Below are 24,056 nucleotides of genomic sequence, written 5' to 3' on the forward strand. Positions count from 1 at the left end.
TCATGAATATTCGTTTGATTTTTTTAGCAACCACATTAAGCATAAGCAGCCTGCACGCAGCAGATATGGTAAACATTAAAGGTGGTAGCTATCGCCCTTTGTACCTTAAAAAAAATACACCACTGATTCCTGTTAAAGCGTTTAGCTTGGACAAAACTGCTGTAACCAACGCTGAATTTGCTCAATTTATCAAGCAAAATCCGCAATGGCAGCGTGGCAAAGTTTCAACTCGCCATGCAGAAAGCAAATATTTGACCCATTGGCTCAAACAAGGCAGTGACTATACCTACAAACCTGCCGATGCCAATAAACCTGTGGTCAATGTTTCTTGGTTTGCGGCTCATGCGTATTGCACGTCACAAGGCAAGCGCTTGCCAACGATTGATGAGTGGGAATACGCTGGCTTGGCATCGGAAACCCAAGCCAATGGCACAAGCGAAGAAGGCTACAATCGCCGTATTTTAGATTGGTATGCCAGCGGACAACAAAGTTTGCGTTCAGTAGGCAAAGACAAGCCAAATTTTTGGGGCGTACACGATATGCACGGCATGATTTGGGAGTGGACCGAAGACTATAACAGTAGCTTACTCAGCGCAGGTTCAGCCAATTCCAGCTTGTTTTGCGGTGGTGGCAGTAGCAATAGCACCGACCCAAGCAATTATGCAGCGTTTATGCGCTATGGCATTCGCACCAGTTTGCAAGCACCGTTTGTGTTGAGTAACTTGGGCTTTCGTTGCGCGAAATAAATCGTAACAATAAAAAGCAGCCTGCACTTTCTATTTATCAAAAAGTGCAGGCTGCTTTTTTATTCAAACAACCATCAATCCATGGTCAAAACGACTTTCATCGCATTGTGTTCAGATGCGTGTTTGAACACATCGTATGCTTGTTCCAATTCGCTGAATTTGAAATGGTGCGTCAGCATTTTGGTATAGTCCACGCTGCTGGTTGAAATCGCTTTCATCAACATTTCGGTTGTGTTCGCGTTTACCAAACCTGTGGTAATGGTCAAGTTTTTAATCCACAATTTTTCTAGTTTGAAATCAACTGGTTTACCGTGTACACCCACCACAGACACGTTACCACCTGCTTTCACGATGTCTTGACACATATCCCAAGTTGCTGGCAAGCCAACCGCCTCAATCGCTACGTCCACACCATCTGTGCCAACAATATCAAACACTTGTTTCGCCACATCGCCCGAAGCTGGATTCACAACGTGTGTCGCGCCCAATTCTTTTGCCATTTTCAAGCGGTTTTCGTCCATATCGCACATAATCAATTTAGATGGGCTGTATAACTGCGCCGTCAGCAATGCAGACATACCTACTGGGCCTGCGCCTGCAATAAACACGGTATCACCTGGGCAAACATCACCATATTGCACGCCAATTTCGTGTGCGGTTGGCAATGCGTCTGACAGCAACAACGCCACTTCTTCGTTTACATCGTCTGGCAACACAATCAAGCTATTATCGGCATAAGGCGTACGCACAAATTCTGCTTGTGTGCCGTTAATCATGTAACCCAAAATCCAGCCACCATTGCGGCAGTGTGAATACAACTGAACTTTACAGTTATCGCAAGTACAACATTTAGACACGCAAGAAATAATCACTTTGTCGCCGACTTTGATGTTTTTAACCGCCAAGCCGACTTCTTCCACAATGCCGATGCCTTCGTGTCCCAAAATGCGACCTGCATCAATTTCTGGATTTTTGCCTTTCCAAATGCCCAAATCTGTGCCACAAATCGTGGTTTTGGTGATGCGGACTACTGCATCAGTTGGGTCAATAATGGTTGGTTTGGCGTGTTCTTCAAAACGGATGTCATTTTCACCGTAATAAGCCATTGCTTTCATTTTGCATACTCCTTATGCTGGTTGAAAAATCCTGTTAGCGTTATTTATATTCCTATTGCATTTTGATGTCAAATTCTTTACATTTCAATGTGTTATATTGTAACAAAATGTAAATTCGCATAGAAATTTGCTTATTTTTTGATGCGTATCAGAGCAATCGATAAACAAGAATTTTGCTTTATTTTCGGCAGATTTTGCGCCAAAATGCAAGCTGCTTTGGTTATTGAATTGGCAAAAAAAGGAATCTTATATGCTTCACGCTCTTCATTCTGTTTTTTATCCGCAAGCGATTGCTGTGATTGGTGCGTCTGACCGTCATGGCAGCTTGGGGCGACAAGTGTTTTCGCAACTGTGTGCCGATGCGGTTGCGCCGATTATTGTGCCTGTTAATCCCAGTCATAAAACGGTTGGCGGTCAAAAATCCTACGAAAATATTGCCGATGCAGTAGCAGAGCAGCCTGCACTCGATATGGCGATTGTGATTTTGTCGGCAGATAAATTAAGCACGATTTTGCGCGAAATCGCCAAAACGCCTATCAAACAAGTGGTGCTGATTAACGAAATCGACACGCCCAACCCAGCCGTGAGCGCGAAATTAGACAAAATCGCTGAATACGCTCAAAAACGCGGCATTGCCTTGTTGGCGGTTACTACGTTAGGTTTACAAGGTTTGCTTGCGCCGCCCAAACAAGCAGCCTGCGCCTATATTGGACAATCGGCTGGCATTGCAGGCTGCATGGAGCAATATGCGCGTGAACGCAATATGCAATTTAGCCGTTTTGTGACCCTGAATCCGCAAAATTATCCCGTTAGCACAGGGCAAATTATCGATTTTATCGCTACCGAATCCAGCACCACTGCTTTGTTGATTCATGTGAGTGTGCTGGACAACACGCGCGAATTGATTAGCGCATTGCAGGCTGCTTCTCAACGCAAACCCGTTATCGTGCTAACTACCCTGCCCGATTTGGAGCAAGAAACGCTGTTTAATCAAGCATTAAATCGCGCCAAAATTTTGAGCGTGCAAACTTTGACGCAATTTTTTACGGCTGCCAAACTCATTCACACAGGCATCATCAGTCGCGGCAATCGTTTGCACATTATCAGCAACACGCCGCACATTAGCGCATTGGCACGCAAAACACTGGCACACACACCTTTGCTTTTGGCTGATGTCAATTCGCGCACATTAGCCAAAATCCTGCCCTATAAACCGCCTGCCTATAATCCTTTGGATTTGCCTGCCGACATTGCGCCTGCGGTATTTCAATCGTTGGTGCAACACAGTCTGCAAGACGATTCGTGCGATGCCACTTTGGTGATTTATGCAGGACAAGCCAGCAACGACAGCTATCAAATCGCACAAATAATTTCTGGTTTACAAAAACACAGTCGCAAACCCTTGCTGCTCACTTGGCTTGGCTCTGCTGCCAATGCTGACACGCTGGCTTTGTTCAATCAACAAAAAAATCTGCACTTTAAACAGCCAGAACACGCATTACACGCGCTGGTGCAGCTACACGCCTATTATCAACATCAACAAAAACGCTACACTTTGGCATCGTTCCACGACTATCGCTATGCCGCCGCCGCTGCCGATGAATTGCACAAACATTTGCGCCCACTACTACCCGTTGCCGTGTTGCCCGCAGGCAAAACCAATACGGCATATTTACTGACCGCATTGCAAACCTATCATTTGCCCAAAAGCAAAACGCCCACACAACTGCATTGGCATTGGGAACGCACGCCCAACTTTGGACAAGTGTTGCATTTACACAACGAACACGCGCAAATTAGCCTGCTGCCGCCCATATCGCCCGAAATGGCAATAAGCAGCCTGCACCAATTAAATTTACCCGTGTCCGAATGGTGCGATTGGCTGCTCAACGCCTGCGATATTTTGTGCAGGCTGCCTGAAATTCACAGCACCACCCTATCGCTGCTTTACCATGATGACAAAGGCATAGCTTGCACCGATGCCAAATTGAATTTACAAGACCCCAACAGCGTAGACAATCCCAACGTATTCACGCCCTACCCGACCGCGCCAGAAGAAAGCATCACACTCGCCAATGGCAATGTGGTACGCCTACGCGCCGTCCGCGCCGAAGATGCCGTGTTGCTGCAACGCCTGCACGAAAGCATGGACGAGCGCAGCCGCTATTTGCGCTTTATGACCGTGTCGCCCGAAATCCCGCCTGCGCTGTTAGCAAAATTAAGCCAGCCCGATTATTCGCGCGAATACGCCCTGCTGCTGCACGATGACGAACACACACCATTGGCACACGCGCATTACACCGCCGACACGCACGGACAAAGCTGCGAATTTGGCATCAGCATCGCAAGCAGCCTGCACGGTCAAGGCGTTGGCACGATGTTGATGCAGCGGTTGATTAGCCATGCGCGTGAACAAGGTTTCGCCCAAATTCGTGCCGAAATTTTGGCGGATAACCACCCGATGCAAAAATTGGCACTCAAACTCGGGTTTGTGTTGGCGAAAAATCCGCACGATTCGGGTTTGGTTGATGCTAGTTTGAGTTTGGGAATGTAAAAAGCAGCCTGCGTTTTTAATCAACAAAAAATGCAGGCTGCTTTGAACCATTCCAAAGCAGCCTGCACTTTATTGATTACACCTTATTCAGGCGTTTTATTTACACTTTCCACACTCGGTTGAACCGTTTCCGATTCAGGCAAAGTCGCAAATTCACCGCCTGCCGATTCTTCAGTGCGAAGATTGTGGCTATAATCTTTTGGCGGACTTGGTTGCTTGCCTGCCATAATTTCCAGCACTTGGTCACGGTCAATGGTTTCCCATTCCATCAACGCTTTGCACATCGTTTCCATTTTGTCGCGATTTTCGCTCAAAATTTTGTACGCAACCGCATATTGCTCGTCCAAAATACGACGTACTTCCGCGTCCACTTCTTGCTGCGTTTTCTCGGAAATATGCTGCGAGCGCGTAACGCTACGACCCAAGAACACTTCGCCTTCGTTTTCCGCGTACACCATCACGCCCATTTTTTCGCTCATACCGAAACGTGTAACCATTTCACGCGCAATTTGCGTTGCACGTTCAAAGTCGTTTGATGCGCCAGTTGAAATGCGCCCAACGTAAATATCTTCCGCAATGCGACCGCCAAACAAAATAGACAGTTGGCTCAACATTTGGTCTTTGTACATGGAAATTCGGTCGCGTTCAGGCAGCTGCCAAGTCAAACCCAACGCACGTCCACGTGGCATAATCGTTACTTTGTGAACAGGGTCGGTAAACGGCAAACTTTCCGCCACAATCGCATGACCTGCTTCGTGATACGCGGTAGCACGTTTTTCGTCTTCGTGCATGACCATACTACGGCGTTCAGGGCCCATGTAAATTTTATCTTTCGCATCTTCAAAATCGCTTTGATCGACTTTCACTTTGTTGCGACGACCTGCAAACAATGCGGCTTCATTGACCAAATTCGCCAAATCCGCACCCGAGAAACCTGGTGTACCACGTGCCAAATCCACCAAATTCACGCTTTCATCAAGCGGCACTTTTTTCGCGTGAACATTCAAAATCGCTTCACGACCGCGAATATCTGGCAACGGCACAACCACTTGACGGTCAAAACGACCTGGGCGTTGTAACGCTGGGTCTAACACGTCTGGGCGGTTGGTTGCAGCAATCACAATCACAGTTTGATTGCTTTCAAAGCCATCCATTTCAACCAGCAATTGGTTCAAAGTTTGTTCGCGTTCATCGTTTCCGCCGCCCAAACCTGCGCCGCGTTGGCGACCCACCGCGTCAATTTCATCAATAAAAATAATGCAAGGCGCGTTTTTCTTCGCTTGTTCAAACATATCGCGCACACGGCTTGCGCCCACGCCGACAAACATTTCCACGAAATCCGAACCCGAAATACTGAAAAATGGCACGCCCGCTTCGCCTGCAATCGCTTTTGCTAACAAGGTCTTACCTGTACCTGGGCTACCTGCCAACAAAATACCGCGTGGCACACGCCCGCCCAACGATTGATAGCGGTCTGGGGCTTTTAAGTAGTCCACGATTTCTTGCACTTCTTCTTTGGCTTCATCGCAGCCAGCCACATCGGCAAATTTCACGGTGTTGGCATCTTTGTCCAACAATTTGGCACGCGATTTACCAAACGAAAATGCGCCGCCTTTGCCACCACCTGTTTGCGCGCGCATGAAATAAATCCACACTGCAATCAACAATAACACAGGCAACAAGCTCATAAACAAGCTACTTAAAAAGCTAGGTTTTTCGTCTGGTGTAACTTTAATACGAACTTTGTTTTCTTCTAACGTGCTGATTAATCTATCATCCAAAGGAGCATTGGTTGTAAATGTCGATTTGTCGCTATCGTTGCGCACGCCTGTAATCGCGTAGCCTGCTGGCGAACCTTCTAGATTAACATTGTTGATTTCTCCAGCTTTGACTTGCTGAATAAATTGAGAATATTCGATTTGTTTGCCATTGGTTTTCTTTTCTTGCATGGCATTGACGCCAAACGCGATGGCTAAAAATAGCGTACCCCAAACGACTAGATTTTTTAAATTGTTTCCCACAGAAACAAGCTCCTAATTAGAATAAAATAAAAAAATGAAAGCGAATTGTAAAGCAGCCTGCACACCTTGTCAGCGTTTATTTTTGCCTAATAAATAAATCTCACTAGACCGATTGCGTGAAGCATCTGGTTTGCGCGTTTGCACTGTGGCAAACACTGTTTTCATGGCAGCCATGTATTCTTGATAGCCACTACCTTGAAACACTTTAACCAAAAAATTACCGCCTGTTTTCAGATGATTTTGAGCAAAATCCAAAGCCAGCTCACATAAATAAAAACTTCGCGCTTGGTCCATGACCGCATTGCCCGACATATTGGGTGCCATATCGCAAATTACAAGGTCTAGCGGACGATTTCCAAGCAAATTCTCAAATTGCGCCAAAACCGACTCTTCGCGAAAATCGCCCTGAATAAAATCAACACCGTCCAGCGCGTCCATCGGCAAAATGTCTAGCGCAAAAACTTTGCCTTCTTTGCCCACCAGTTTGGCGGCAATTTGCGACCAACTACCTGGTGCGCTGCCCAAATCCGCCAGCGCCGTGCCATTTTTAATCAATTTATCTTTTTCGTTGATTTCGAGCAATTTATACGCCGCTCGGGCGCGATAACCATCTTTTTGAGCGCGTTGAACATAGGGGTCATTGACGTGCTCGTGCATCCAAGCAGAAGAAGATTTAGAACGCTGTACCATATAAAACCATTTTAAAATCATTTTTTAGGACAGCGATTGTACTGTATTTATAAACAGCCTGCACTCTAAAAAGAATGCTGCACGACGTATCCATTCAATAAACATTGTGCAGGCTGCTTTTTAATAAGCTCCCGATTTTAATATTAAAATGTGTTGAGTTTATTTTGCCCAATCTAGCTTGTTGATAATCATTATTTTTGTTGTGAAATTACTTTTAAATTTTATGCAAATAAGACTATTCAAATTGCGATAAACCATGTAAATTATTGCTAGTGTTTAGTTAAAAACACGCACCACTTTCGTATTTTTGATTATAAAAATTTTGATAAGGAACGGATAATGCAAACCAAAAAAAGACCTGTCTATTTAGACATGCCTACCATTATCAAGCATTTACCTATCCCTGCAATCGTGTCTATTTTGCATCGCGCATCAGGAGTGGCAATTTTTTTATTTTTGCCGATTTTGTTAGCGTTGCTCGCAGGCTCATTAAGCAGCGGCGAAGTGTTTTTGCAATACAAATCATGGGCAGATAACGCATTCATAAAACTGATTCTATGGGGCATTTTGTGGCTGTTTATTCATCACTTGTTTGCAGGCATTCGCTTTTTGCTGATTGATGCACACATTGGTGTGGAATTGCAGGCTGCTCGTAAATCGGCTCGCATCGTATTGTTTGGCGCAGCGGCAACCGCATTTGCATTGGGGATTTTCTTATGGTAAAGCGTAAATTAGCAGGCGCAGGCTACGGTTTGCGCGATTGGGCAATGCAACGTGCCACCGCCGTTTTAATGTTGCTCTACACCGTTTTCTTTTTCTTTTTCTTGATTGGCTTGCTGGGTGCAAAAGACTACACCGAATGGCAATCATTCTTTGGTACAACGTGGGTTAAAGTATTCACCCAAACCACGTTTTTAGCTCTATTTTTACACGCATGGGTGGGCATTCGCGATTTGTGGATGGACTACATCAAACCCTTTGGCATTCGCCTATTCTTGCAATGCGCCACCATTATTTGGCTGGTTGCGTGTACCGTTTATTCGTTTTATGTAATTTGGGGCTAAACCATGACTTATCCTATCCGTAAATTTGATGCTGTGGTAGTCGGTGCAGGTGGTGCTGGTTTACGCGCTGCTTTGCAATTATCACAAGCTGGCTTAAATACAGCCGTATTATCAAAAGTATTCCCAACTCGTTCACACACCGTTGCCGCGCAAGGTGGCGTATCGGCTTCTTTGGGCAATGTGCAAGAAGACAACTGGCATTGGCATATGTATGACACAGTAAAAGGTTCAGACTGGCTGGGCGACCAAGACGCAATTGAATTTATGACACGCAACGCGGTTGATGCGGTCGTAGAACTGGAGCACATGGGCATGCCGTTTGACCGTGTGGAAAGTGGCAAAATTTACCAACGTCCATTTGGCGGACACACCGCAGAATACGGCAAACGTGCTGTAGAACGTGCTTGTGCTGTAGCTGACCGTACAGGACACGCCATGTTGCACACTTTGTACCAACAAAATGTCCGTGCGAATACGCAATTTTTCGTGGAATGGACTGCATTAGACTTAATTCGCGATGACAATGGCGATGTAGTCGGCGTTACGGCTATGGAAATGGAAAGTGGCGACGTGTACATTTTTCATGCGAAAGCGGTATTGTTTGCAACAGGTGGTGCAGGTCGTATTTACGCATCTTCAACCAACGCATTTATGAACACGGGCGACGGTTTGGGTATTTGTGCGCGTGCTGGCATTCCATTGGAAGACATGGAATTTTGGCAATTTCACCCGACAGGTGTAGCAGGTGCGGGCGTGTTGATTACCGAAGGTGTACGCGGCGAAGGTGGCATTTTGCTGAACGCGCAAGGCGAGCGTTTCATGGAACGCTATGCGCCAACGGTAAAAGATTTGGCTTCGCGTGATGTGGTTTCTCGCGCTATGGCGATGGAGATTTTTGAAGGTCGCGGTTGCGGTCCAAATAAAGACCATGTGTTGTTGAAAATTGACCACATTGGCGCAGAAAAAATCATGTCTAAATTACCAGGCATTCGCGAAATTTCTATTCAATTTGCTGGTATTGACCCGATTAAAGACCCAATTCCTGTTGTGCCAACCACGCACTACATGATGGGCGGTATCCCAACGAATTACTTGGGCGAAGTGGTTGTTCCTGAAGGCGATAATCCTGAAAAAGTAGTCGGCGGTTTGTATGCGGCTGGCGAATGTGCTTGTGCTTCGGTGCATGGCGCGAACCGTTTGGGTACAAATTCGCTATTGGATTTGGTGGTGTTCGGTAAATCGGCTGGCGACAGCATGACGCAATATGTACGCGATTTGCCTGATTGGAAACCGCTGCCTGAAAATGCTGGCGAATTTACCAAACAACGTCTTGACCGTTTGAATAACCAAACTGGCGGCGAGAATGTGGACACATTACGCAACGAATTGCAACGCACCGTCCAATTACACGCTGGCGTATTCCGCACAGACGCAATTTTGAAAGAAGGCGTGGACAAAATTTTGGCGTTGGTTGAACGTGCGAAAAACACGGAAATCAAAGACAAGAGCCAAGTTTGGAATACCGCGCGTATTGAAGCGTTGGAGTTGGACAATTTGATGGAAGTAGCAAAGGCGACCATGATTTCTGCCGAAGCGCGTAAAGAAAGTCGCGGCGCACACGCATCAGACGACCACACGGAACGCGATGATGTAAAATGGATGAAACACACTTTGTTCTATTCAGAAGGCAATCGTTTGGACTACAAACCTGTACACACCAAACCTTTGACTGTGGATTACATTAAACCTGCGAAACGCGTTTACTAAAAATAAATCAAGTGCTTTCAGGCAGCCTGCACGTTTCAGGCAGCCTGAAAACGCGAAAAGGAACACTCACTATGGAAAAAGTACGTTTTCAAGTGTACCGCTACAATCCCGACCGTGATGCAGCACCGTACATGCAAGATTATGAATTGGAAATTTTGCCGTCTGATGTGAAATTATTGGACGCGCTGGTTAAATTAAAAGCACAAGACGATACCTTGTCGTTCCGCCGTTCATGCCGCGAAGGGATTTGCGGTTCGGACGGTATGAATATTAACGGTAAAAATGGTTTGGCTTGCTTGACCGATATTCGCAGCTTGGCGCAGCCGATTGTGATTCGCCCATTACCAGGCTTGCCAGTGATTCGCGATTTGATTGTGGACATGACGCAATTTTTCAAACAATATCATTCTATTAAACCTTACGTTGTGAACGATACACCAAAACCTGAACGCGAGCGTTTGCAATCGCAAGAAGAACGCGCTGAATTAGATGGTTTGTACGAATGTATTTTGTGCGCGTGTTGTTCCACTTCATGCCCGTCTTTCTGGTGGAATCCTGATAAATTCGTAGGTCCGTCTGGTTTATTAAATGCGTATCGCTTTATCGCCGACAGCCGCGACACGATTACAAATGAGCGTTTGGATAATTTGAATGACCCATATCGCTTGTTCCGTTGCCATACGATTATGAATTGCGTTGATGTGTGTCCGAAACACTTGAACCCAACTCGTGCGATTGGCAAAATCAAAGAAATTATGTTGGAACGGGCTGTTTAATCAAAAAGTGCAGGCTGCTTTTTGTATATAAAACAAGCAGCCTGCATATTTACAAATAACCGCAATCAAAACCTGATACCAGTTAATTCTTGTAAAGAACTATGGCACAATTTAACGAAATCGCCAAACGGCGTATCCGCTTTCAAATGCGGCGCGGATTGCTAGAACTAGACATTGTGTTAAAGCGATTCGCAGAAAAAGAATTTTCCACATTAAGCGATGAAGAATTGAGCGTGTTGGTGGATATTTTGGCATTGGAAGACCAAGATTTCTTGGCTTTCATCAACCAATACGACACACCAGAACGCCAAGATTTCTTGCCTATTTTGGAAAAAATCAGAGCAGCTTAAATATGCAGGCTGCTTTGACCTTAAATCCCATCAGTAAAATAACCACTAGGAGCAAAAAGATGTCTAAAACTGTAAAATTGCAAGGCGAAGGTTTCGAGAGTGTAGAATTGCCTGTTTTAACTGGCACACTCGGTAATGAAGTAGTGGATATTCGCGCCTTTACCAAAGGTACGAATATGTTTACATTTGACCCAGGTTTTGTGTCTACCGCAAGCTGCGAGTCTAAAATTACATTTATTGATGGCGATAAAGGTCTGCTGTATTACCGCGGCTATCCCATTGAACAATTAGCAGAAAATAGCGACTACTTGGAAGTATGCTATTTGCTGATTTACGGCGAGTTGCCCAACAAAGAGCAAAAAGAAAAATTCGTCAATACCGTAACCAAACACACCATGGTGCATGAACAATTAACATGGTTCTTCCGTGGTTTCCGCCGCGATGCACACCCAATGGCAATGATGGTGGGCGTAGTAGGCGCGTTGTCTGCATTCTACCAAGACAGCTTGGAAATTGCCGACCCAGAACACCGCAAAATCGCCATTTATCGTTTGATTTCCAAAATCCCGACCATCGCGGCTATGTGCTACCGCTACTCAAACGGCTTGCCATTTAACTATCCACGCAACGATTTGAGCTACACTGCCAACTTCATGCACATGATGTTTGCCACACCTTGCGAAAAATACGAACCCAATCCAGTGTTGGTACGCGCATTAGACCGCATCTTTACCTTGCACGCCGACCACGAACAAAACGCATCAACCTCAACTGTGCGCTTGGCAGGCTCATCTGGCGCGAATCCATTTGCGTGTATTGCCGCAGGTATCGCTTGCTTGTGGGGTCCATCACACGGTGGCGCAAACGAAGCCGTGTTGAAAATGTTGGACGAAATTGGCGACGTATCGCGCGTAGCAGAATTTATGGAAGGCGTAAAAGCGAAAAAATACCGCTTAATGGGCTTCGGTCATCGCGTGTACAAAAACATGGACCCACGCGCTGCCATCATGAAAACCACTTGCGATGAGGTATTGCGCGAATTGGGCTTGCAAGATGACCCAAAATTCAAGTTGGCAATGGAATTAGAAAAAATTGCATTGAACGACCCATACTTCATCGAGAAAAAACTGTATCCAAACGTGGACTTCTACTCTGGCATCGTGTTGAGCGCATTGGGTATTCCAGTTTCTATGTTTACCGTTATCTTTGCCTTGGCGCGTACCGTTGGCTGGATTTCACATTGGAACGAAAGTTTGAGCGACCCAAATGCGAAAATTGGTCGCCCACGTCAGTTGTACACAGGTTCAGAACGCCGCGATTTTGTGCCAGTTGATAAACGCTAATTCGTAAAAAAAGCAGCCTGCACTCTTATTAATATTGTGCAGGCTGCTTTTTCACATCGTTTACTACATTTAATTACAAAAATAGCGAAAACCTTTGTTTTGCTACTGCACAAGCGTGTTAAAAAGAGTAAAATGCCACTCATGTTGCAGATAAATCTCTGCACAGAGCAGCACATTTCAATAGACCAATCTGTTAGAAAGCATGAGCCATGATGAATGAAAAACTAAATTTTTCTTATTTATTCGGTTCAAACGCGCCCTACATTGAAGAGTTGTACGAAAATTATTTGGACAACCCACACTCTGTTGGCGAAGTTTGGCAACAATATTTCCGCGAACTGGCAGCCCAACCTGGCGCAGTAGAACGCGATGTCGCACACTACCCTATTCAACAATCGTTTGCCAACTTGGCAAAACGTCAAAACATTGCCGCTGTGACTGGCAATATTGACGAAAACTTATTGCAAAAACAAATTGCCGTGTTGCGTCTGATTTCTGCCTATCGCATTCAAGGCTCTGGCGCAGCAAAACTAGACCCGCTGGGCTTAAAAAAACCGCGCAATGCAGACGGCTTATCGCCCGAAGCACACGGTTTAAGCAATGCCGACATGGCGGTGCAGTTCAGCTTGGGCGAAGGCGATTTTGGTGGCGCAACCAAATTAACGCTTGCCGACATCATCAGCAAATTGCAGCAAACCTATTGCGGTCATATTGGCGTGGAATACATGTATATTGAAAACCGAGAAGAACGCCAATGGATTCGCAACTATTTTGAAAGCCGTTTGTCTACGCCCAAATTCAGCGCAGACGAAAAACGCTATATTTTGAAACAATTAACCGCATCGGAAACGCTGGAACGCTATCTACACACCAAATACGTTGGTCAAAAACGCTTCTCGGTAGAAGGTGGCGAAAGTGCGATTGCGGGCTTGAATTATTTGGTGCAAAACGCAGGCAAAGACGGCGTGGAAGAAATCATCATCGGCATGGCGCACCGCGGTCGTTTGAATGTTTTGGTGAACACTTTGGGCAAGCAGCCTGCGGATTTGTTCGCCGAATTTGAAGGTCGCTACGACACCAAATTGCCAAGTGGCGACGTGAAATACCACAACGGCTACAATTCTGACATCGCCACACCACACGGCGCAATGCACGTCACTTTGGCGTTTAACCCATCGCATTTGGAAATCGTTAATCCTGTGGTAGAAGGTTCAGCACGCGCGAAACAACGCCGCCGTGGTTTGGACGGTCGTGACCAAGTATTGCCTGTGTTGATTCATGGCGACAGCGCGTTCATTGGTTTGGGCGTAAACCAAGCCACATTCAATATGTCGCGTACTCGTGGTTACAGCACGGGCGGCACGGTTCACATGGTCATCAATAACCAAATTGGTTTTACGACTTCGGATACACGCGATACACGCTCAACTGTGTATTGCACCGACATCGCGAAAATGGTGGAAGCCCCTGTGTTCCACGTTAATGGCGATGACCCAGAAGCCGTATGCTTTGTAGTGCAGGCTGCTTTGGACTACCGCAAACAATTCCATAAAGATGTGGTAATTGATGTGGTTTGTTTCCGTAAATTGGGACACAACGAGGGCGATGACCCAACCTTGACCCAACCGCTCATGTATCGCGCGATTACCAAACACCCTGGCACACGCGCCTTGTATGCCGAAAAATTGGTTAAAGAAGGCGTATTGAGTGCGGACGATGCAGAAGGTTTGGTACAAGCCTATCGCGCCGCATTGGACAAAGGCGAACACGTTGAACAAACACGCTTGACCGACTACGAAAGCAAACACCGCGTAGATTGGAGCAAATACCAAGGTCAAGACTGGCGCGAAGCCGTAGAAAGCGGTTTGCCAGCAGCCGACATTCAACGCTTAACCGACAAATTTACCCAAGTGCCAGAGGGCTTTGGTTTGCACAACACCGCCAAGCGCGTGATTGAGCAACGCAAAGAAATGGCAGCAGGCAAACAGCCATTTGACTGGGGCATGGCAGAAACCGTTGCCTATGCCAGCATGGTTACCAACGGCACAGGTGTGCGTATTTCGGGCGAAGACTCGGGTCGTGGCACATTCTCGCATCGCCATGCGGTGCTGCACGATACCAATCGCGCCACTTCCGACACAGGCATTTACACGCCGTTGGAACACATGGCAGACAATCAAGCCGATTTTGTGGTGATTGACTCCATTTTGAACGAAGAAGCGGTTATGGCATATGAATACGGTTACGCTTGTTCTGCGCCCGATAAATTAGTCATTTGGGAAGCGCAATTTGGCGACTTTGCCAACGGCGCACAAGTAGCGATTGACCAGTTCATTTCATCAGGTGAAACCAAATGGGGTCGCTTGTGTGGCTTGACCACGATTTTGCCACACGGCTATGACGGTCAAGGCCCAGAACACTCATCAGGTCGCTTGGAACGCTGGTTGCAACTGTGTTCAGAGCACAATATGCAAGTGATTATGCCGTCCGAAGCATCGCAAATGTTCCATATTTTGCGCCGCCAAACTTTGCGCTCATACCGCAAACCGCTTGTGATTTTCATGTCTAAACGCTTGTTGCGCTTTAAAGATTCCATGAGTCCATTGGAAAACTTCTTGGAAGGCACAACATTCCGCCCTGTGATTAGCGATGTGGCAGAACGCGCCGACAACGCCAGCGTAAAACGTGTAATTATGTGTGCAGGTCAAGTGTATTACGATTTGGCAAAAGCGCGTGATGACGCTGGTTTGCAAAACGAGATTGCAATTGTTCGTGCCGAACAGTTGTATCCATTCCCCTATGCCGAAGCCGAAGCCGAATTGGCAAAATTCCCGAACGCTACGGAAATTTTGTGGGCGCAAGAAGAGCCGAAAAACCAAGGTGCGTGGTATCAAACTCGTCATCGCTTGGAACGCTTGGCAAAAGACGGTCAAACTGTGCGCTTTGCAGGTCGTCCAGCCAGCGCATCGCCTGCGGTGGGTTATGCCAGCAAACATAAATCGCAATTAGAACAACTGATTGCTGATGCGTTAAACTTGAATTAAGTTGCAGGCTGCTTTTGGTTGGCACAAATAAAGCAAACCGAAAGCAGCACACATTCCACTCTCAAACTTGGAGAAAAACATGATTATTGAAGTAAAAGTTCCCGTATTTGCAGAAAGTATTACCGAAGGCACATTGATTGAATGGCGCAAACAAGTCGGCGAAAGCGTGGCGCGTGATGAAATCTTGGTGGACATTGAAACCGACAAAGTGGTATTGGACGTGCCAGCTCCGCAAGCAGGCGTGTTGGTTGAAATCTTGGTGCAAAACGGCGAAACCGTTGGCACAGAGCAACTGTTGGCAAAAATTGATACCGAGGCGGCTGCATCGGCAAACGCACCTGCCGCGGCACCACAAGAGCAGCCTGCACCTGCTGCCGCGCCTGTGCCTGTATCGAACGCGCAAGCTGGCATTGCTTTGCCTGCTGCGGCAAAATTAGCAGCCGAAACAGGCGTTGATGTGAGTGGCATTCAAGGTTCTGGTCGCGACGGTCGCGTGTTGAAAGAAGACGTAAAAGTGGCGGCGGCTCGTACTGCTGCTGCGCCTGCGGTGGCCGTTCCTGCTGGTGCGCGTCCTGAACAGCGCGTGCCGATGAGTCGTTTGCGCGCGCGCGTGGCAGAGCGTTTGTTGGCATCGCAACAAGAAAACGCGATTTTGACCACGTTCAACGAAGTAAACATGAAACCTGTCATGGACTTACGTGCCAAATACAAAGATAAGTTTGAAAAAGAACACGGCGTTAAACTGGGCTTTATGTCGTTCTTTGTTAAAGCCGCAGTGGCAGCGTTGAAAAAATTCCCAGTCGTAAACGCATCGGTTGATGGCAAAGATATTGTTTATCATGGCTATTTTGATATTGGTATTGCGATTGGTTCGCCACGCGGTTTGGTTGTGCCAATCCTACGCGATGCTGACCAAATGAGCATTGCCGACATTGAAAAAGCGATTGTGGATTATGCAGCCAAAGCCAAAGATGGTCGCATTGCGATTGAAGATTTGACTGGCGGCACATTCAGCATTACCAATGGTGGTACGTTTGGTTCGATGATGTCTACACCGATTATCAATCCGCCACAATCAGCGATTTTGGGTATGCACGCCACCAAAGAACGCGCTGTGGTAGAAAATGGTGAAATCGTGATTCGTCCAATGATGTATTTGGCGTTGTCCTACGACCACCGCATTATTGACGGTCGTGAAGCGGTTCTGACTTTGGTAACCATTAAAGAATTGTTGGAAGACCCTGCACGTTTGTTGTTGGATTTGTAATCGTGTAAAAAAACAGCCTGCACTTTGAATTTAAAGTGCAGGCTGCTTTTTTTATTTAACCATTACTTTGCTGCTTCATTCGCTGCACGCAAACCTTCATCAATCGCATTTTGAGCATACGGCATCCACGCTACATCGCTATTTGCCATAAAAATATTGCCCAGTGATTTACGCATACGCATCGTGTTGCGCTCTACATCGTTATCACTGTCATACAAACCAACTTGTTCGTAACTGTAACCATGCCCCCAGCGGTTAATTGTGATTTCTTGCACCACATCATCGGCATTCACGCCCACGGCGTCGAATATCTCGCGCAACTGCGTCATCAATTCGTTACGCAAATCATCGTATTTTTGCGCAATCAGTTTGCGACGACCAGCACGATATTTGTCACGAGCGGTATTGCCTTGCAAATCTACCGCCATACGAATGGCGTGTAAAACCACAGGTTCGTTTGGCGTTTGCGATGGCACATAATCACCCATTTTAACAGGATAGTCCAAGAACATTTCGCAATACGGTTGGTCTGGCGTGTACAGATGATGCGCACCCATTTTTTGGAATACCAAGCCATTTTTTAACAGCACTTTGCTATACACCATAGCGATTTTAACGTTGCTCAACATCGCTTGTGCTTGCGTGGCTGCCATTTGTGGCATGATGCGTGGCGCAAGCGTAGCGTGTCCTGCATAAATACATTTTTTGGCATTGACGCGGACAAGACTCTCGCTGCCTTTACTCAAATAAGCAATTGCAACGCTTTTATCTGCTTGATTTTCAATCAATAACGCAGTGCTATTCAAACGCAGTCGCACATTATGTTCAGCTTTATCTAATTGATTGTAATCAAATTTTGCCGTTACGATGTCTTCCATTGTATTGCCTGATGCAACGCTTGGAATGAGCTTGCGTACCAACAAGCGCGTGATAGACGCATTGCCATCAGGGAAGTGGTAGATATAAGGCTCATCTTCGCCCTCTTCTTCTGACAAATTCAAGTTCTGCGTACCTGGATAGCCGTTGTCAAATGCTTCGCGCACCGACAAGGCGTTAATATCGTGTCCCCAGTAATCCGAGCTGATATTTTGTACATATTTCAACACAGCAGTCGGCATTTTAGCGGTGTTGGCTAAAAAGTCGTGATAACTGGTATTTTCTGCAAACTCAATCACTTGGCGACGTGTTTTGCCTTTCAAATAATTTGGGGTATCTACATACAACTGCAAAGCTGCGCGTTTGTCTTCTTCGCTAAATGGGAATTGCGGTACGCTTTTTGCCGCTTGTTCCGCGTCCATTTTTGGGCTGCCCAACACCAATTTGGCTTGACCAAATGTCTTGGCATTGAAGAAGATGCCGCGCTGCAAGCCCCATTGTTTGGTATATAAATCTTTTTGAAAATAAACATGGAATTTTTCGTAATCCACGCCCAACTCGCGCAACAATTTGAGCGATTGTTCTGACCATGCGCTGGCTGGCGAATCGATGTTTTCGCTGCCACCATAAGTAATAATGGTACGTCCGTTGATTTTGAATTCATTGCGTTTGGCGTGTCCACCAAAGTCGTCGTGGTTATCCAAAATCAAAATTTTGTGCTGCGGATGTTTTTTCTGATAAGCATAAGCGGCCGCCAAACCGCTGATGCCTGCGCCCACCACCACTAAATCGTATTGCTCGCTGGCTTCATTGGGTAAAACATATTTGGCACCGCGCAAGGCAACGCTGTGTGCAGCAGGAAAGCTGCCATCGTGGTCGCCACGCAAGCCAGTCAAAGCAGGCGGATAATAAGCAGCCTGCATCGCTTGACGTGTGCCTTGTGCAAGAGCACGATAAGTTGGACTTTGACAAGCTGTAAGTGCCGTTGTGCCAACCAAAGCGGCGGTGCTGCTTAAAAAATGGCGGCGAGTAATGTTTTTCTTCATAAGTGTCTCTATGGGTAGGGTTAGTGAAATGTGCAGGCTGCCTGCACAGCGCAGTCTATATTCTAACGGATTATGTTAGCTAGACATAGGCTAAATAAAGTGCAGGCTGCTTTGTTCTTTTACCTAATTTTTGATTTATAATGAAATAAAATAAAAACGGGACAAGGCGACAATGCTCACCATGTGTAAATAGCACACAAGGGCGTTGGCAACGCAGTACCGTTGCGATTTCATGTTGCTATAAAGTTCAAAATCCCGATAAATCGCGCTATAATCGCCAGCACGCAATGATTTCAGCGCGTTTTTTTTGACCCAAACCCTATTAAAGGAATCAACATGAGCATTCAAGAACAAATCAAAGAAGTCGTAACCACTCATCGCGTAGTGTTATTTATGAAAGGCACAAAACAATTTCCACAATGCGGCTTTTCGGCACGCGCAGTACAAATCTTGCAATCGGCTGGTTGCGAAGATTATGTTACCGTAAACGTGTTGGAAAATGATGAAGTGCGCCAAGGCATCAAAGAATACAGCAACTGGCCTACTATTCCGCAGTTGTATGTGAACGGCGAATTTTTGGGCGGTTCAGACATTATGATGGAAATGTTTGAAGCGGGCGAATTGCAAGAAGCGTTGAAAGCGTAACACTTCACAATGGCGATTTTTTAAGCCATATCAATCAAAAGGCTGTCTGAATTAATCAGGCAGCAGCCTAATTTTAGGCTAATTTAATTGGCGCATCATTTCACTACTTACACAACAAGGAGTAAACCATGAAAGCGATTAAATTATAGTGAATTAAATTTAGATTAGGGCAAGGCGACAACGACCGCCGTGTGCAAATAGCACAACATAAGGGCGTTGGCAACGCTGTACTATTGCGATTTCATTTCACTATAATGTTTTCCAATCGCGCTTTTTTGTGTTGCAGGCTGCTTTTATACATCAAAAAGCAGCCTGCAATATTACAGAAATCAATTTTTCATAGACTGCACAGGCGCAGGAATCCGCCCACCGCGATTGATAAACACCTCACAGCTACCCTCTTTAGTCGGCATAATCGGCGCATAACCCAACAAACCGCCAAATTCCACACTCTCGCCCACATCTTTCCCAGTTACGGGAATAATGCGAACCGCAGTCGTTTTGCTGTTAATCATACCGATTGCCGCCTCGTCCGCGATAATGCCCGAAATCGTCGCCGCGCTTGTCGTGCCAGCCACCGCAATCATATCCAAGCCCACCGAACAAACCGCCGTCATCGCTTCCAATTTATCCAGCGTTAAAATGCCGCTTTCTGCCGCCGCAATCATGCCCTCGTCTTCCGACACAGGAATGAACGCGCCACTCAAACCACCCACCGCGCTGCTTGCCATCATGCCGCCTTTTTTCACCGCATCATTGAGCAACGCCAAAGCCGCCGTTGTTCCGTGCGTACCACAAACCGACAAGCCCATGCTTTCCAAAATTCGCGCCACGCTGTCGCCAATCGCAGGGGTTGGCGCAAGCGACAAATCCAAAATGCCAAATGGAATATTTAACATTTTCGCTGCTTCCTGCCCAATCAATTCGCCCACGCGCGTGATTTTGAACGCCGTTTTTTTCACCACTTCCGCAATTTCCGTCAAATCGTGGCTGTCGCAATCTTTCAAAGCAGCCTGCACCACGCCTGGCCCTGAAACGCCCACGTTAATCACTGCGTCCGCTTCGCCCGAACCGTGAAACGCGCCTGCCATAAATGGATTGTCTTCCACCGCATTGCAGAACACGACAATTTTCGCGCAACCGAAACCCTCGGGCGTGATTTCCGCCGTTTGCTTGATGATTTCGCCCGCTAATTTTACCGCGTCCATGTTAATGCCTGCGCGAGTTGAGCCGATGTTGATAGACGAACACACGATGTCGGTCGTTTTCATCGCTTCGGGAATGCTGCGAATCAAAATTTTATCGGCTGGCGACATGCCTTTTTGCACCAACGCCGAAAAGCCGCCAATAAACGATACACCAATCGCTTTTGCCGCCTTGTCCAACGTTTGCGCGATAGAAACGTAACTATCCGCATTGGTTGCCGCCGCGATTTGCGCGATTGGGGTTACGGAAATGCGTTGATTGACAATCGGTACGCCGTATTTAGCCGATAAATGTCGCGCGGTTGCGACTAAATCTTTACCAATCGTTGTGATTTTATTGTAAATATTTTGGTTCAACACATTGATGTTGGGGTGAATGCAATCGTGCAAATCAATGCCAATCGTAATCGTGCGAACGTCAAAATTTTGGTCGGAAACCATGCGAATGGTTTCTAGAATTTCGTTGCTGTGAATGTTGCTCATGTTTGAGATTCCTTGTTTTTTGGGTTTCAGGCAGCCTTTTGGAATTAAAAACAACTATCAAATGTTTTTATTTCTTTTGTGGTAACACGATTTTGTTCGTCTAACCGAATAGTGAGTTCAGTAAAAAGACCATTGCAAGAAATAATGCTGCTTTTAAAAGGGAAATAGCCATTTGGTACGTTGGTAACGTATTTGTGATTGTTTAAATTAGGCTGTTCACCATTTTTGAGTAAACCATTTTGTTTTAACCATTGGGTTAGCTCGGCTTCGCTTGCGCCAACAGGCAAGGTTTCTAGCTTAGCTTGCCATTCTTGTTTCACGCGCAATATAGCTTTTTCATCATAATGTCCCAAAGAACAGGCGGTTAACGAAAAGGCGATAACACACAAAGTTAGAAATTTTTTCATGGATATTTCCTTTTTCAGGCTGCCTGAAATAAAGTTCAGCGAAATTAAAATTTACAAGCGACTATTTGCCACATCATAAACTACGCTTTTATCGCGTTTACCAATGGCGATGACTGTAACCGTAAGCACATTATCATCAACACGATAAACGAGACGATAGCCGATTTTACGCAATTTAATTTTGTAGCAATCAGGCATATTATGTAACGCAGCAGATGGAATACGCGGATTTTCCAAGCGTTTGGCTAGCGCGGATTTAAATTGTTGCTTGATGCTGTTGTCTAGCTTGCGCCATTCATCTTCCGCTTCGGCAACAAAGCGGTAATTTATAACTCATCTAGCGAAACCTCGCGGCTTGGTGAGTTAATACGCTCTTGAATGATTTGCGCGTCTTGCAAATCTTCCAAATAATCCATTAACTGCTCGTAATGCTGCGCTGGGATTAAATACGCTTCGAGCTTGTTGTGATTCAACACAGCAACCGCGCCTGTGGCTTCGTCAATAATAGAAGCGTAATTGCGCTTTAATTCGGCAACGCTCACGGCGTAATCGGCTAATACGGCTTGCATGATAGATCTCCCAAAAAAATATTGTTGCGAATGTGCAGGCTGCTTTTCATCGCACAAAGCAGCCTGCACTTTTATTCCATTATTCAGCCCAATTTTTCTTTTTAGACGTATGCCCAATGCCCACGTTAAAGCTATTGGTTGGGTCTAATTGGCGATAGAAGGCTTTGAGTTCGGGTTTGGCTTCATACAAATGACCTACGTTGTGTTCCGCAGGATATTGCGCCCCACGTTTGTCCAACAACGCTAACATTTCATGTTCCAAAGCCACCCAATCGTTGCCTTTTTTCACAATGTAATCTTGGTGGAAAACGTGGCAGAAGAAATGTCCGTAATACAATTTATGGCTGATTTTGCTGTTAATGCTTTCAGGCAGCGTTTCAAACCAGTCTTCATCATTGCGGCGCAAGGCGATGTCCAACGCCAAAATTTCTTCCACTTCATCGGAATGCACGGCGCGATAACGAACCGCCGCGCTTGCCACGGCAAATCGGTGCAACATGGCAGCTTGTGCTTCTTGTGGATTACACTCAAAAAACGCGCCTTTGCTGCTGTCGGCAAACAGATTTTTCAAGTATTCACGCGCTTCTGCCACGCCATCGCCACCCATTTTGATAATCAGATGATGTTCGTATTGCTTGTGATAATCCATCATGCTTTGCGGCAAATGTTGCGGCAAGAGTTTTGAACTCGCCTGCAAAACGCGGTCAGAAAAATGCTTCGGCAAGAACGATAAATTTTTCGCGAATCTGTCCACTTTTGCTTTGAAATCAAACAATTTGGGCAAATTGGCTGTGCCTGCGTGTTTGATGACGTAGAACATATCTTTGCCGTAATCCAGTGCAATATCAAACGCATCGCGGTGGATATACTCGCCTGAAATCGGCAAGTTTTTGAATTCTGCCAACATATTTCGGCGGATTTGCGTTAAAACGGCAGTATTGTTTGTGCCAACGTAGAACACGGCGGTGTTTTTTTCAGACACGAATGTGTCCAAACGTACGGCGAACACGGCTAATTTGCCTGCGCTGCCTGATGCTTCGTAATGTCGTGCTGGGTCTGCATTGAAACGCGCTGGCGTGTCGGCATCCACTTGGCGGACGTGATTGCAATAAGAATGGTCGTGTCCTTTGCCGCCCTCGTGAACGTCTTTGCGTTGATAATGATGTCCTTGTAAATTCGTCAAAATTTCTTCTGGCGTGTCGCCCAAATCAATGCCCAAGTGATTCACCAATTCCAATTCGCCGTTTTCGCCGATTTGAGCATACAAAGCCATTTCGGTGTAAGCAGGGCCGCGTTGTACCAACGAACCGCCCGAATTGTTGCACACGCCACCAATCACGCTCGCGCCAATGCACGAAGAACCAATCACGGAATGCGGTTCGCGCCCAAGCGGTTTGAGCAGCAATTCCAGTTCGTTCAAAGTTGCACCAGCTAGGCAGACGACTTGCGCGTTGTCGTTAATCAATTGCGTACCTTTAATTTTCATCGTGTTGATGATGACAATATCGCGGTCGTAATCCGAGCCTTGCGGTGTTGAACCGCCTGTTAAGCCTGTGTTTGACGCTTGGCTGATGATAATCACATTAGCATCCACACAGGCTTTAACGACTTGCCATTGTTGTAACAAGGTTTGCGGACGCACAACTGCCAACGCCGCTCCTGAACCAAAACGATAACCCTCGCGGTATTGTGCCGTTTGCGAAGGGTCGGTTAAAACATCTGCATTGCCAACAATTTGACGAAGTTGTTCAACTAATTTGGGAGAAGCCATGATTTTTTCCTCTTTAAAAAAGTGATTTAGATACGGTGCATAGCGTTAAAAATCTCTTCATTTTGAATACGAATATCCAAAGCCAATTTTTGTCCTTCATTGGCAAACAATTCCGCTAATTCAGTTGGTTTCAGGCTGCATTTTTCAGCGTCCACCAAAATAATCATCGTGAAAAATTCGCCCATCAATTGCTGACTAATGTTCATGATGTTGATTTGGTTGTCTGCCAAAATTTTTGCTACATCGTACACAATACCCACGCGGTCTTTACCAATAACAGAGATAACAGATTGATTCATCATCATTCCTTATAAATA

At 46.1% G+C, this 24,056-nt stretch carries 21 protein-coding genes; 11 read left to right on the forward strand and 10 right to left on the reverse strand.

The genetic code is table 11. The features are described 5' to 3' along the window. The first annotated feature begins 2 nt into the window (after positions 1 to 2). A complete protein-coding gene (locus BQ5809_RS09495) occupies positions 3 to 746 on the forward strand; it encodes a formylglycine-generating enzyme family protein (protein WP_003786766.1) in 744 nt (247 codons plus the stop codon). Positions 747 to 820: 74 nt separating this feature from the next. Here BQ5809_RS09495 and BQ5809_RS09500 read toward each other — a convergent pair whose 3' ends face one another. Beyond that, positions 821 to 1,861 (reverse strand): zinc-dependent alcohol dehydrogenase family protein, encoded by a 1,041-nt coding sequence (locus BQ5809_RS09500; RefSeq protein WP_003786765.1) that lies wholly within the window; start codon positions 1,859 to 1,861, stop codon positions 821 to 823. A gap of 250 nt (positions 1,862 to 2,111) precedes the next feature. On the opposite strand from BQ5809_RS09500, the gene BQ5809_RS09505 reads away from it, so the two are divergent. Beyond that, on the forward strand, positions 2,112 to 4,415 hold the full coding sequence (locus BQ5809_RS09505) for a bifunctional acetate--CoA ligase family protein/GNAT family N-acetyltransferase (RefSeq protein ID WP_003786763.1): 2,304 nt from the start codon (positions 2,112 to 2,114) through the stop codon (positions 4,413 to 4,415). An 83-nt stretch (positions 4,416 to 4,498) separates the two neighbouring features. Here BQ5809_RS09505 and ftsH read toward each other — a convergent pair whose 3' ends face one another. Both ftsH and rlmE read right to left on the reverse strand, forming a co-directional pair. After that, positions 4,499 to 6,436, reverse strand: coding sequence for an ATP-dependent zinc metalloprotease FtsH (ftsH, locus tag BQ5809_RS09510; protein ID WP_003786762.1), 1,938 nt, complete (start codon positions 6,434 to 6,436; stop codon positions 4,499 to 4,501). Positions 6,437 to 6,505: 69 nt separating this feature from the next. Beyond that, complete coding sequence (gene rlmE / locus BQ5809_RS09515; RefSeq protein ID WP_032827747.1) at positions 6,506 to 7,126, reverse strand: 23S rRNA (uridine(2552)-2'-O)-methyltransferase RlmE; 621 nt, start codon at positions 7,124 to 7,126, stop codon at positions 6,506 to 6,508. A 339-nt stretch (positions 7,127 to 7,465) separates the two neighbouring features. On the opposite strand from rlmE, the gene sdhC reads away from it, so the two are divergent. From sdhC to odhB, 8 genes are all read left to right on the forward strand, one after another. Beyond that, positions 7,466 to 7,849 (forward strand): succinate dehydrogenase, cytochrome b556 subunit, encoded by a 384-nt coding sequence (gene sdhC, locus BQ5809_RS09520; protein ID WP_003786758.1) that lies wholly within the window; start codon positions 7,466 to 7,468, stop codon positions 7,847 to 7,849. Further along, on the forward strand, positions 7,843 to 8,190 hold the full coding sequence (sdhD, locus tag BQ5809_RS09525) for a succinate dehydrogenase, hydrophobic membrane anchor protein (RefSeq protein ID WP_003786756.1): 348 nt from the start codon (positions 7,843 to 7,845) through the stop codon (positions 8,188 to 8,190). The genes sdhC and sdhD overlap by 7 nt, the downstream gene beginning before the upstream one ends. A gap of 3 nt (positions 8,191 to 8,193) precedes the next feature. Continuing rightward, a complete protein-coding gene (sdhA, locus tag BQ5809_RS09530) occupies positions 8,194 to 9,957 on the forward strand; it encodes a succinate dehydrogenase flavoprotein subunit (RefSeq protein ID WP_003786754.1) in 1,764 nt (587 codons plus the stop codon). Positions 9,958 to 10,028: 71 nt separating this feature from the next. Beyond that, positions 10,029 to 10,733, forward strand: a complete 705-nt coding sequence (locus BQ5809_RS09535) for a succinate dehydrogenase iron-sulfur subunit (protein ID WP_003790318.1) — start codon at positions 10,029 to 10,031, stop codon at positions 10,731 to 10,733. Positions 10,734 to 10,834: 101 nt separating this feature from the next. Further along, positions 10,835 to 11,083 (forward strand): FAD assembly factor SdhE, encoded by a 249-nt coding sequence (locus tag BQ5809_RS09540; RefSeq protein WP_003786750.1) that lies wholly within the window; start codon positions 10,835 to 10,837, stop codon positions 11,081 to 11,083. 59 nt (positions 11,084 to 11,142) lie between these two features. After that, a complete protein-coding gene (gene gltA / locus BQ5809_RS09545) occupies positions 11,143 to 12,426 on the forward strand; it encodes a citrate synthase (protein WP_003790316.1) in 1,284 nt (427 codons plus the stop codon). 209 nt (positions 12,427 to 12,635) lie between these two features. Beyond that, positions 12,636 to 15,470, forward strand: a complete 2,835-nt coding sequence (locus tag BQ5809_RS09550; protein ID WP_003786745.1) for a 2-oxoglutarate dehydrogenase E1 component — start codon at positions 12,636 to 12,638, stop codon at positions 15,468 to 15,470. A 79-nt stretch (positions 15,471 to 15,549) separates the two neighbouring features. Then, positions 15,550 to 16,737 (forward strand): 2-oxoglutarate dehydrogenase complex dihydrolipoyllysine-residue succinyltransferase, encoded by a 1,188-nt coding sequence (gene odhB / locus BQ5809_RS09555; RefSeq protein WP_003786743.1) that lies wholly within the window; start codon positions 15,550 to 15,552, stop codon positions 16,735 to 16,737. Between the two features lie 62 nt (positions 16,738 to 16,799). On the opposite strand, the gene BQ5809_RS09560 is transcribed toward odhB, so the two are convergent. Further along, positions 16,800 to 18,659 (reverse strand): FAD-dependent oxidoreductase, encoded by a 1,860-nt coding sequence (locus tag BQ5809_RS09560; RefSeq protein ID WP_003786741.1) that lies wholly within the window; start codon positions 18,657 to 18,659, stop codon positions 16,800 to 16,802. A gap of 336 nt (positions 18,660 to 18,995) precedes the next feature. On the opposite strand from BQ5809_RS09560, the gene grxD reads away from it, so the two are divergent. Next, a complete protein-coding gene (gene grxD, locus BQ5809_RS09565) occupies positions 18,996 to 19,304 on the forward strand; it encodes a Grx4 family monothiol glutaredoxin (RefSeq protein ID WP_003786737.1) in 309 nt (102 codons plus the stop codon). Between the two features lie 329 nt (positions 19,305 to 19,633). Here grxD and BQ5809_RS09570 read toward each other — a convergent pair whose 3' ends face one another. The 6 genes from BQ5809_RS09570 to BQ5809_RS09595 all read right to left on the reverse strand — a co-directional run bounded on the left by BQ5809_RS09570 (position 19,634) and on the right by BQ5809_RS09595 (position 24,038). Beyond that, positions 19,634 to 20,992: a PFL family protein gene (locus BQ5809_RS09570; RefSeq protein WP_003786735.1), complete on the reverse strand. Its 1,359-nt coding sequence runs from the start codon at positions 20,990 to 20,992 to the stop codon at positions 19,634 to 19,636. Positions 20,993 to 21,036: 44 nt separating this feature from the next. Next, positions 21,037 to 21,399, reverse strand: a complete 363-nt coding sequence (locus BQ5809_RS09575) for a hypothetical protein (protein WP_003786733.1) — start codon at positions 21,397 to 21,399, stop codon at positions 21,037 to 21,039. Between the two features lie 51 nt (positions 21,400 to 21,450). Then, the gene (locus BQ5809_RS09580; protein WP_026036330.1) at positions 21,451 to 21,729 is read right to left on the reverse strand and encodes a type II toxin-antitoxin system RelE family toxin; all 279 of its coding nucleotides are present in this window, start codon (positions 21,727 to 21,729) and stop codon (positions 21,451 to 21,453) included. After that, positions 21,726 to 21,968, reverse strand: a complete 243-nt coding sequence (locus BQ5809_RS09585) for a type II toxin-antitoxin system Phd/YefM family antitoxin (protein ID WP_026036329.1) — start codon at positions 21,966 to 21,968, stop codon at positions 21,726 to 21,728. The genes BQ5809_RS09580 and BQ5809_RS09585 overlap by 4 nt, the downstream gene beginning before the upstream one ends. A gap of 79 nt (positions 21,969 to 22,047) precedes the next feature. Further along, positions 22,048 to 23,739, reverse strand: a complete 1,692-nt coding sequence (gene dld / locus BQ5809_RS09590; protein ID WP_003786726.1) for a D-lactate dehydrogenase — start codon at positions 23,737 to 23,739, stop codon at positions 22,048 to 22,050. A 26-nt stretch (positions 23,740 to 23,765) separates the two neighbouring features. Further along, positions 23,766 to 24,038, reverse strand: coding sequence for an ACT domain-containing protein (locus BQ5809_RS09595; protein WP_032133449.1), 273 nt, complete (start codon positions 24,036 to 24,038; stop codon positions 23,766 to 23,768). Between the last annotated feature and the right edge of the window lie 18 nt (positions 24,039 to 24,056).

Source organism: Kingella kingae ATCC 23330, from assembly GCF_900111845.1.
Taxonomy (GTDB): domain Bacteria; phylum Pseudomonadota; class Gammaproteobacteria; order Burkholderiales; family Neisseriaceae; genus Kingella; species Kingella kingae.

What these genes read in the sequence shown, in the direction of transcription:
- sdhD (WP_003786756.1), top strand. Translation starts at nt 7,843, where the DNA reads ATGGTAAAGCGTAAATTAGCAGGCGCAGGCTACGGTTTGCGCGATTGG.
- BQ5809_RS09585 (WP_026036329.1), bottom strand. Translation starts at nt 21,968, where the DNA reads ATGCAAGCCGTATTAGCCGATTACGCCGTGAGCGTTGCCGAATTAAAG.
- BQ5809_RS09495 (WP_003786766.1), top strand. Translation starts at nt 3, where the DNA reads ATGAATATTCGTTTGATTTTTTTAGCAACCACATTAAGCATAAGCAGC.
- BQ5809_RS09550 (WP_003786745.1), top strand. Translation starts at nt 12,636, where the DNA reads ATGATGAATGAAAAACTAAATTTTTCTTATTTATTCGGTTCAAACGCG.
- BQ5809_RS09595 (WP_032133449.1), bottom strand. Translation starts at nt 24,038, where the DNA reads ATGAATCAATCTGTTATCTCTGTTATTGGTAAAGACCGCGTGGGTATT.
- BQ5809_RS09575 (WP_003786733.1), bottom strand. Translation starts at nt 21,399, where the DNA reads ATGAAAAAATTTCTAACTTTGTGTGTTATCGCCTTTTCGTTAACCGCC.
- BQ5809_RS09560 (WP_003786741.1), bottom strand. Translation starts at nt 18,659, where the DNA reads ATGAAGAAAAACATTACTCGCCGCCATTTTTTAAGCAGCACCGCCGCT.
- BQ5809_RS09540 (WP_003786750.1), top strand. Translation starts at nt 10,835, where the DNA reads ATGGCACAATTTAACGAAATCGCCAAACGGCGTATCCGCTTTCAAATG.
- dld (WP_003786726.1), bottom strand. Translation starts at nt 23,739, where the DNA reads ATGGCTTCTCCCAAATTAGTTGAACAACTTCGTCAAATTGTTGGCAAT.
- BQ5809_RS09570 (WP_003786735.1), bottom strand. Translation starts at nt 20,992, where the DNA reads ATGAGCAACATTCACAGCAACGAAATTCTAGAAACCATTCGCATGGTT.
- rlmE (WP_032827747.1), bottom strand. Translation starts at nt 7,126, where the DNA reads ATGGTACAGCGTTCTAAATCTTCTTCTGCTTGGATGCACGAGCACGTC.
- BQ5809_RS09505 (WP_003786763.1), top strand. Translation starts at nt 2,112, where the DNA reads ATGCTTCACGCTCTTCATTCTGTTTTTTATCCGCAAGCGATTGCTGTG.
- grxD (WP_003786737.1), top strand. Translation starts at nt 18,996, where the DNA reads ATGAGCATTCAAGAACAAATCAAAGAAGTCGTAACCACTCATCGCGTA.
- BQ5809_RS09535 (WP_003790318.1), top strand. Translation starts at nt 10,029, where the DNA reads ATGGAAAAAGTACGTTTTCAAGTGTACCGCTACAATCCCGACCGTGAT.
- gltA (WP_003790316.1), top strand. Translation starts at nt 11,143, where the DNA reads ATGTCTAAAACTGTAAAATTGCAAGGCGAAGGTTTCGAGAGTGTAGAA.
- BQ5809_RS09500 (WP_003786765.1), bottom strand. Translation starts at nt 1,861, where the DNA reads ATGAAAGCAATGGCTTATTACGGTGAAAATGACATCCGTTTTGAAGAA.
- sdhA (WP_003786754.1), top strand. Translation starts at nt 8,194, where the DNA reads ATGACTTATCCTATCCGTAAATTTGATGCTGTGGTAGTCGGTGCAGGT.
- odhB (WP_003786743.1), top strand. Translation starts at nt 15,550, where the DNA reads ATGATTATTGAAGTAAAAGTTCCCGTATTTGCAGAAAGTATTACCGAA.
- sdhC (WP_003786758.1), top strand. Translation starts at nt 7,466, where the DNA reads ATGCAAACCAAAAAAAGACCTGTCTATTTAGACATGCCTACCATTATC.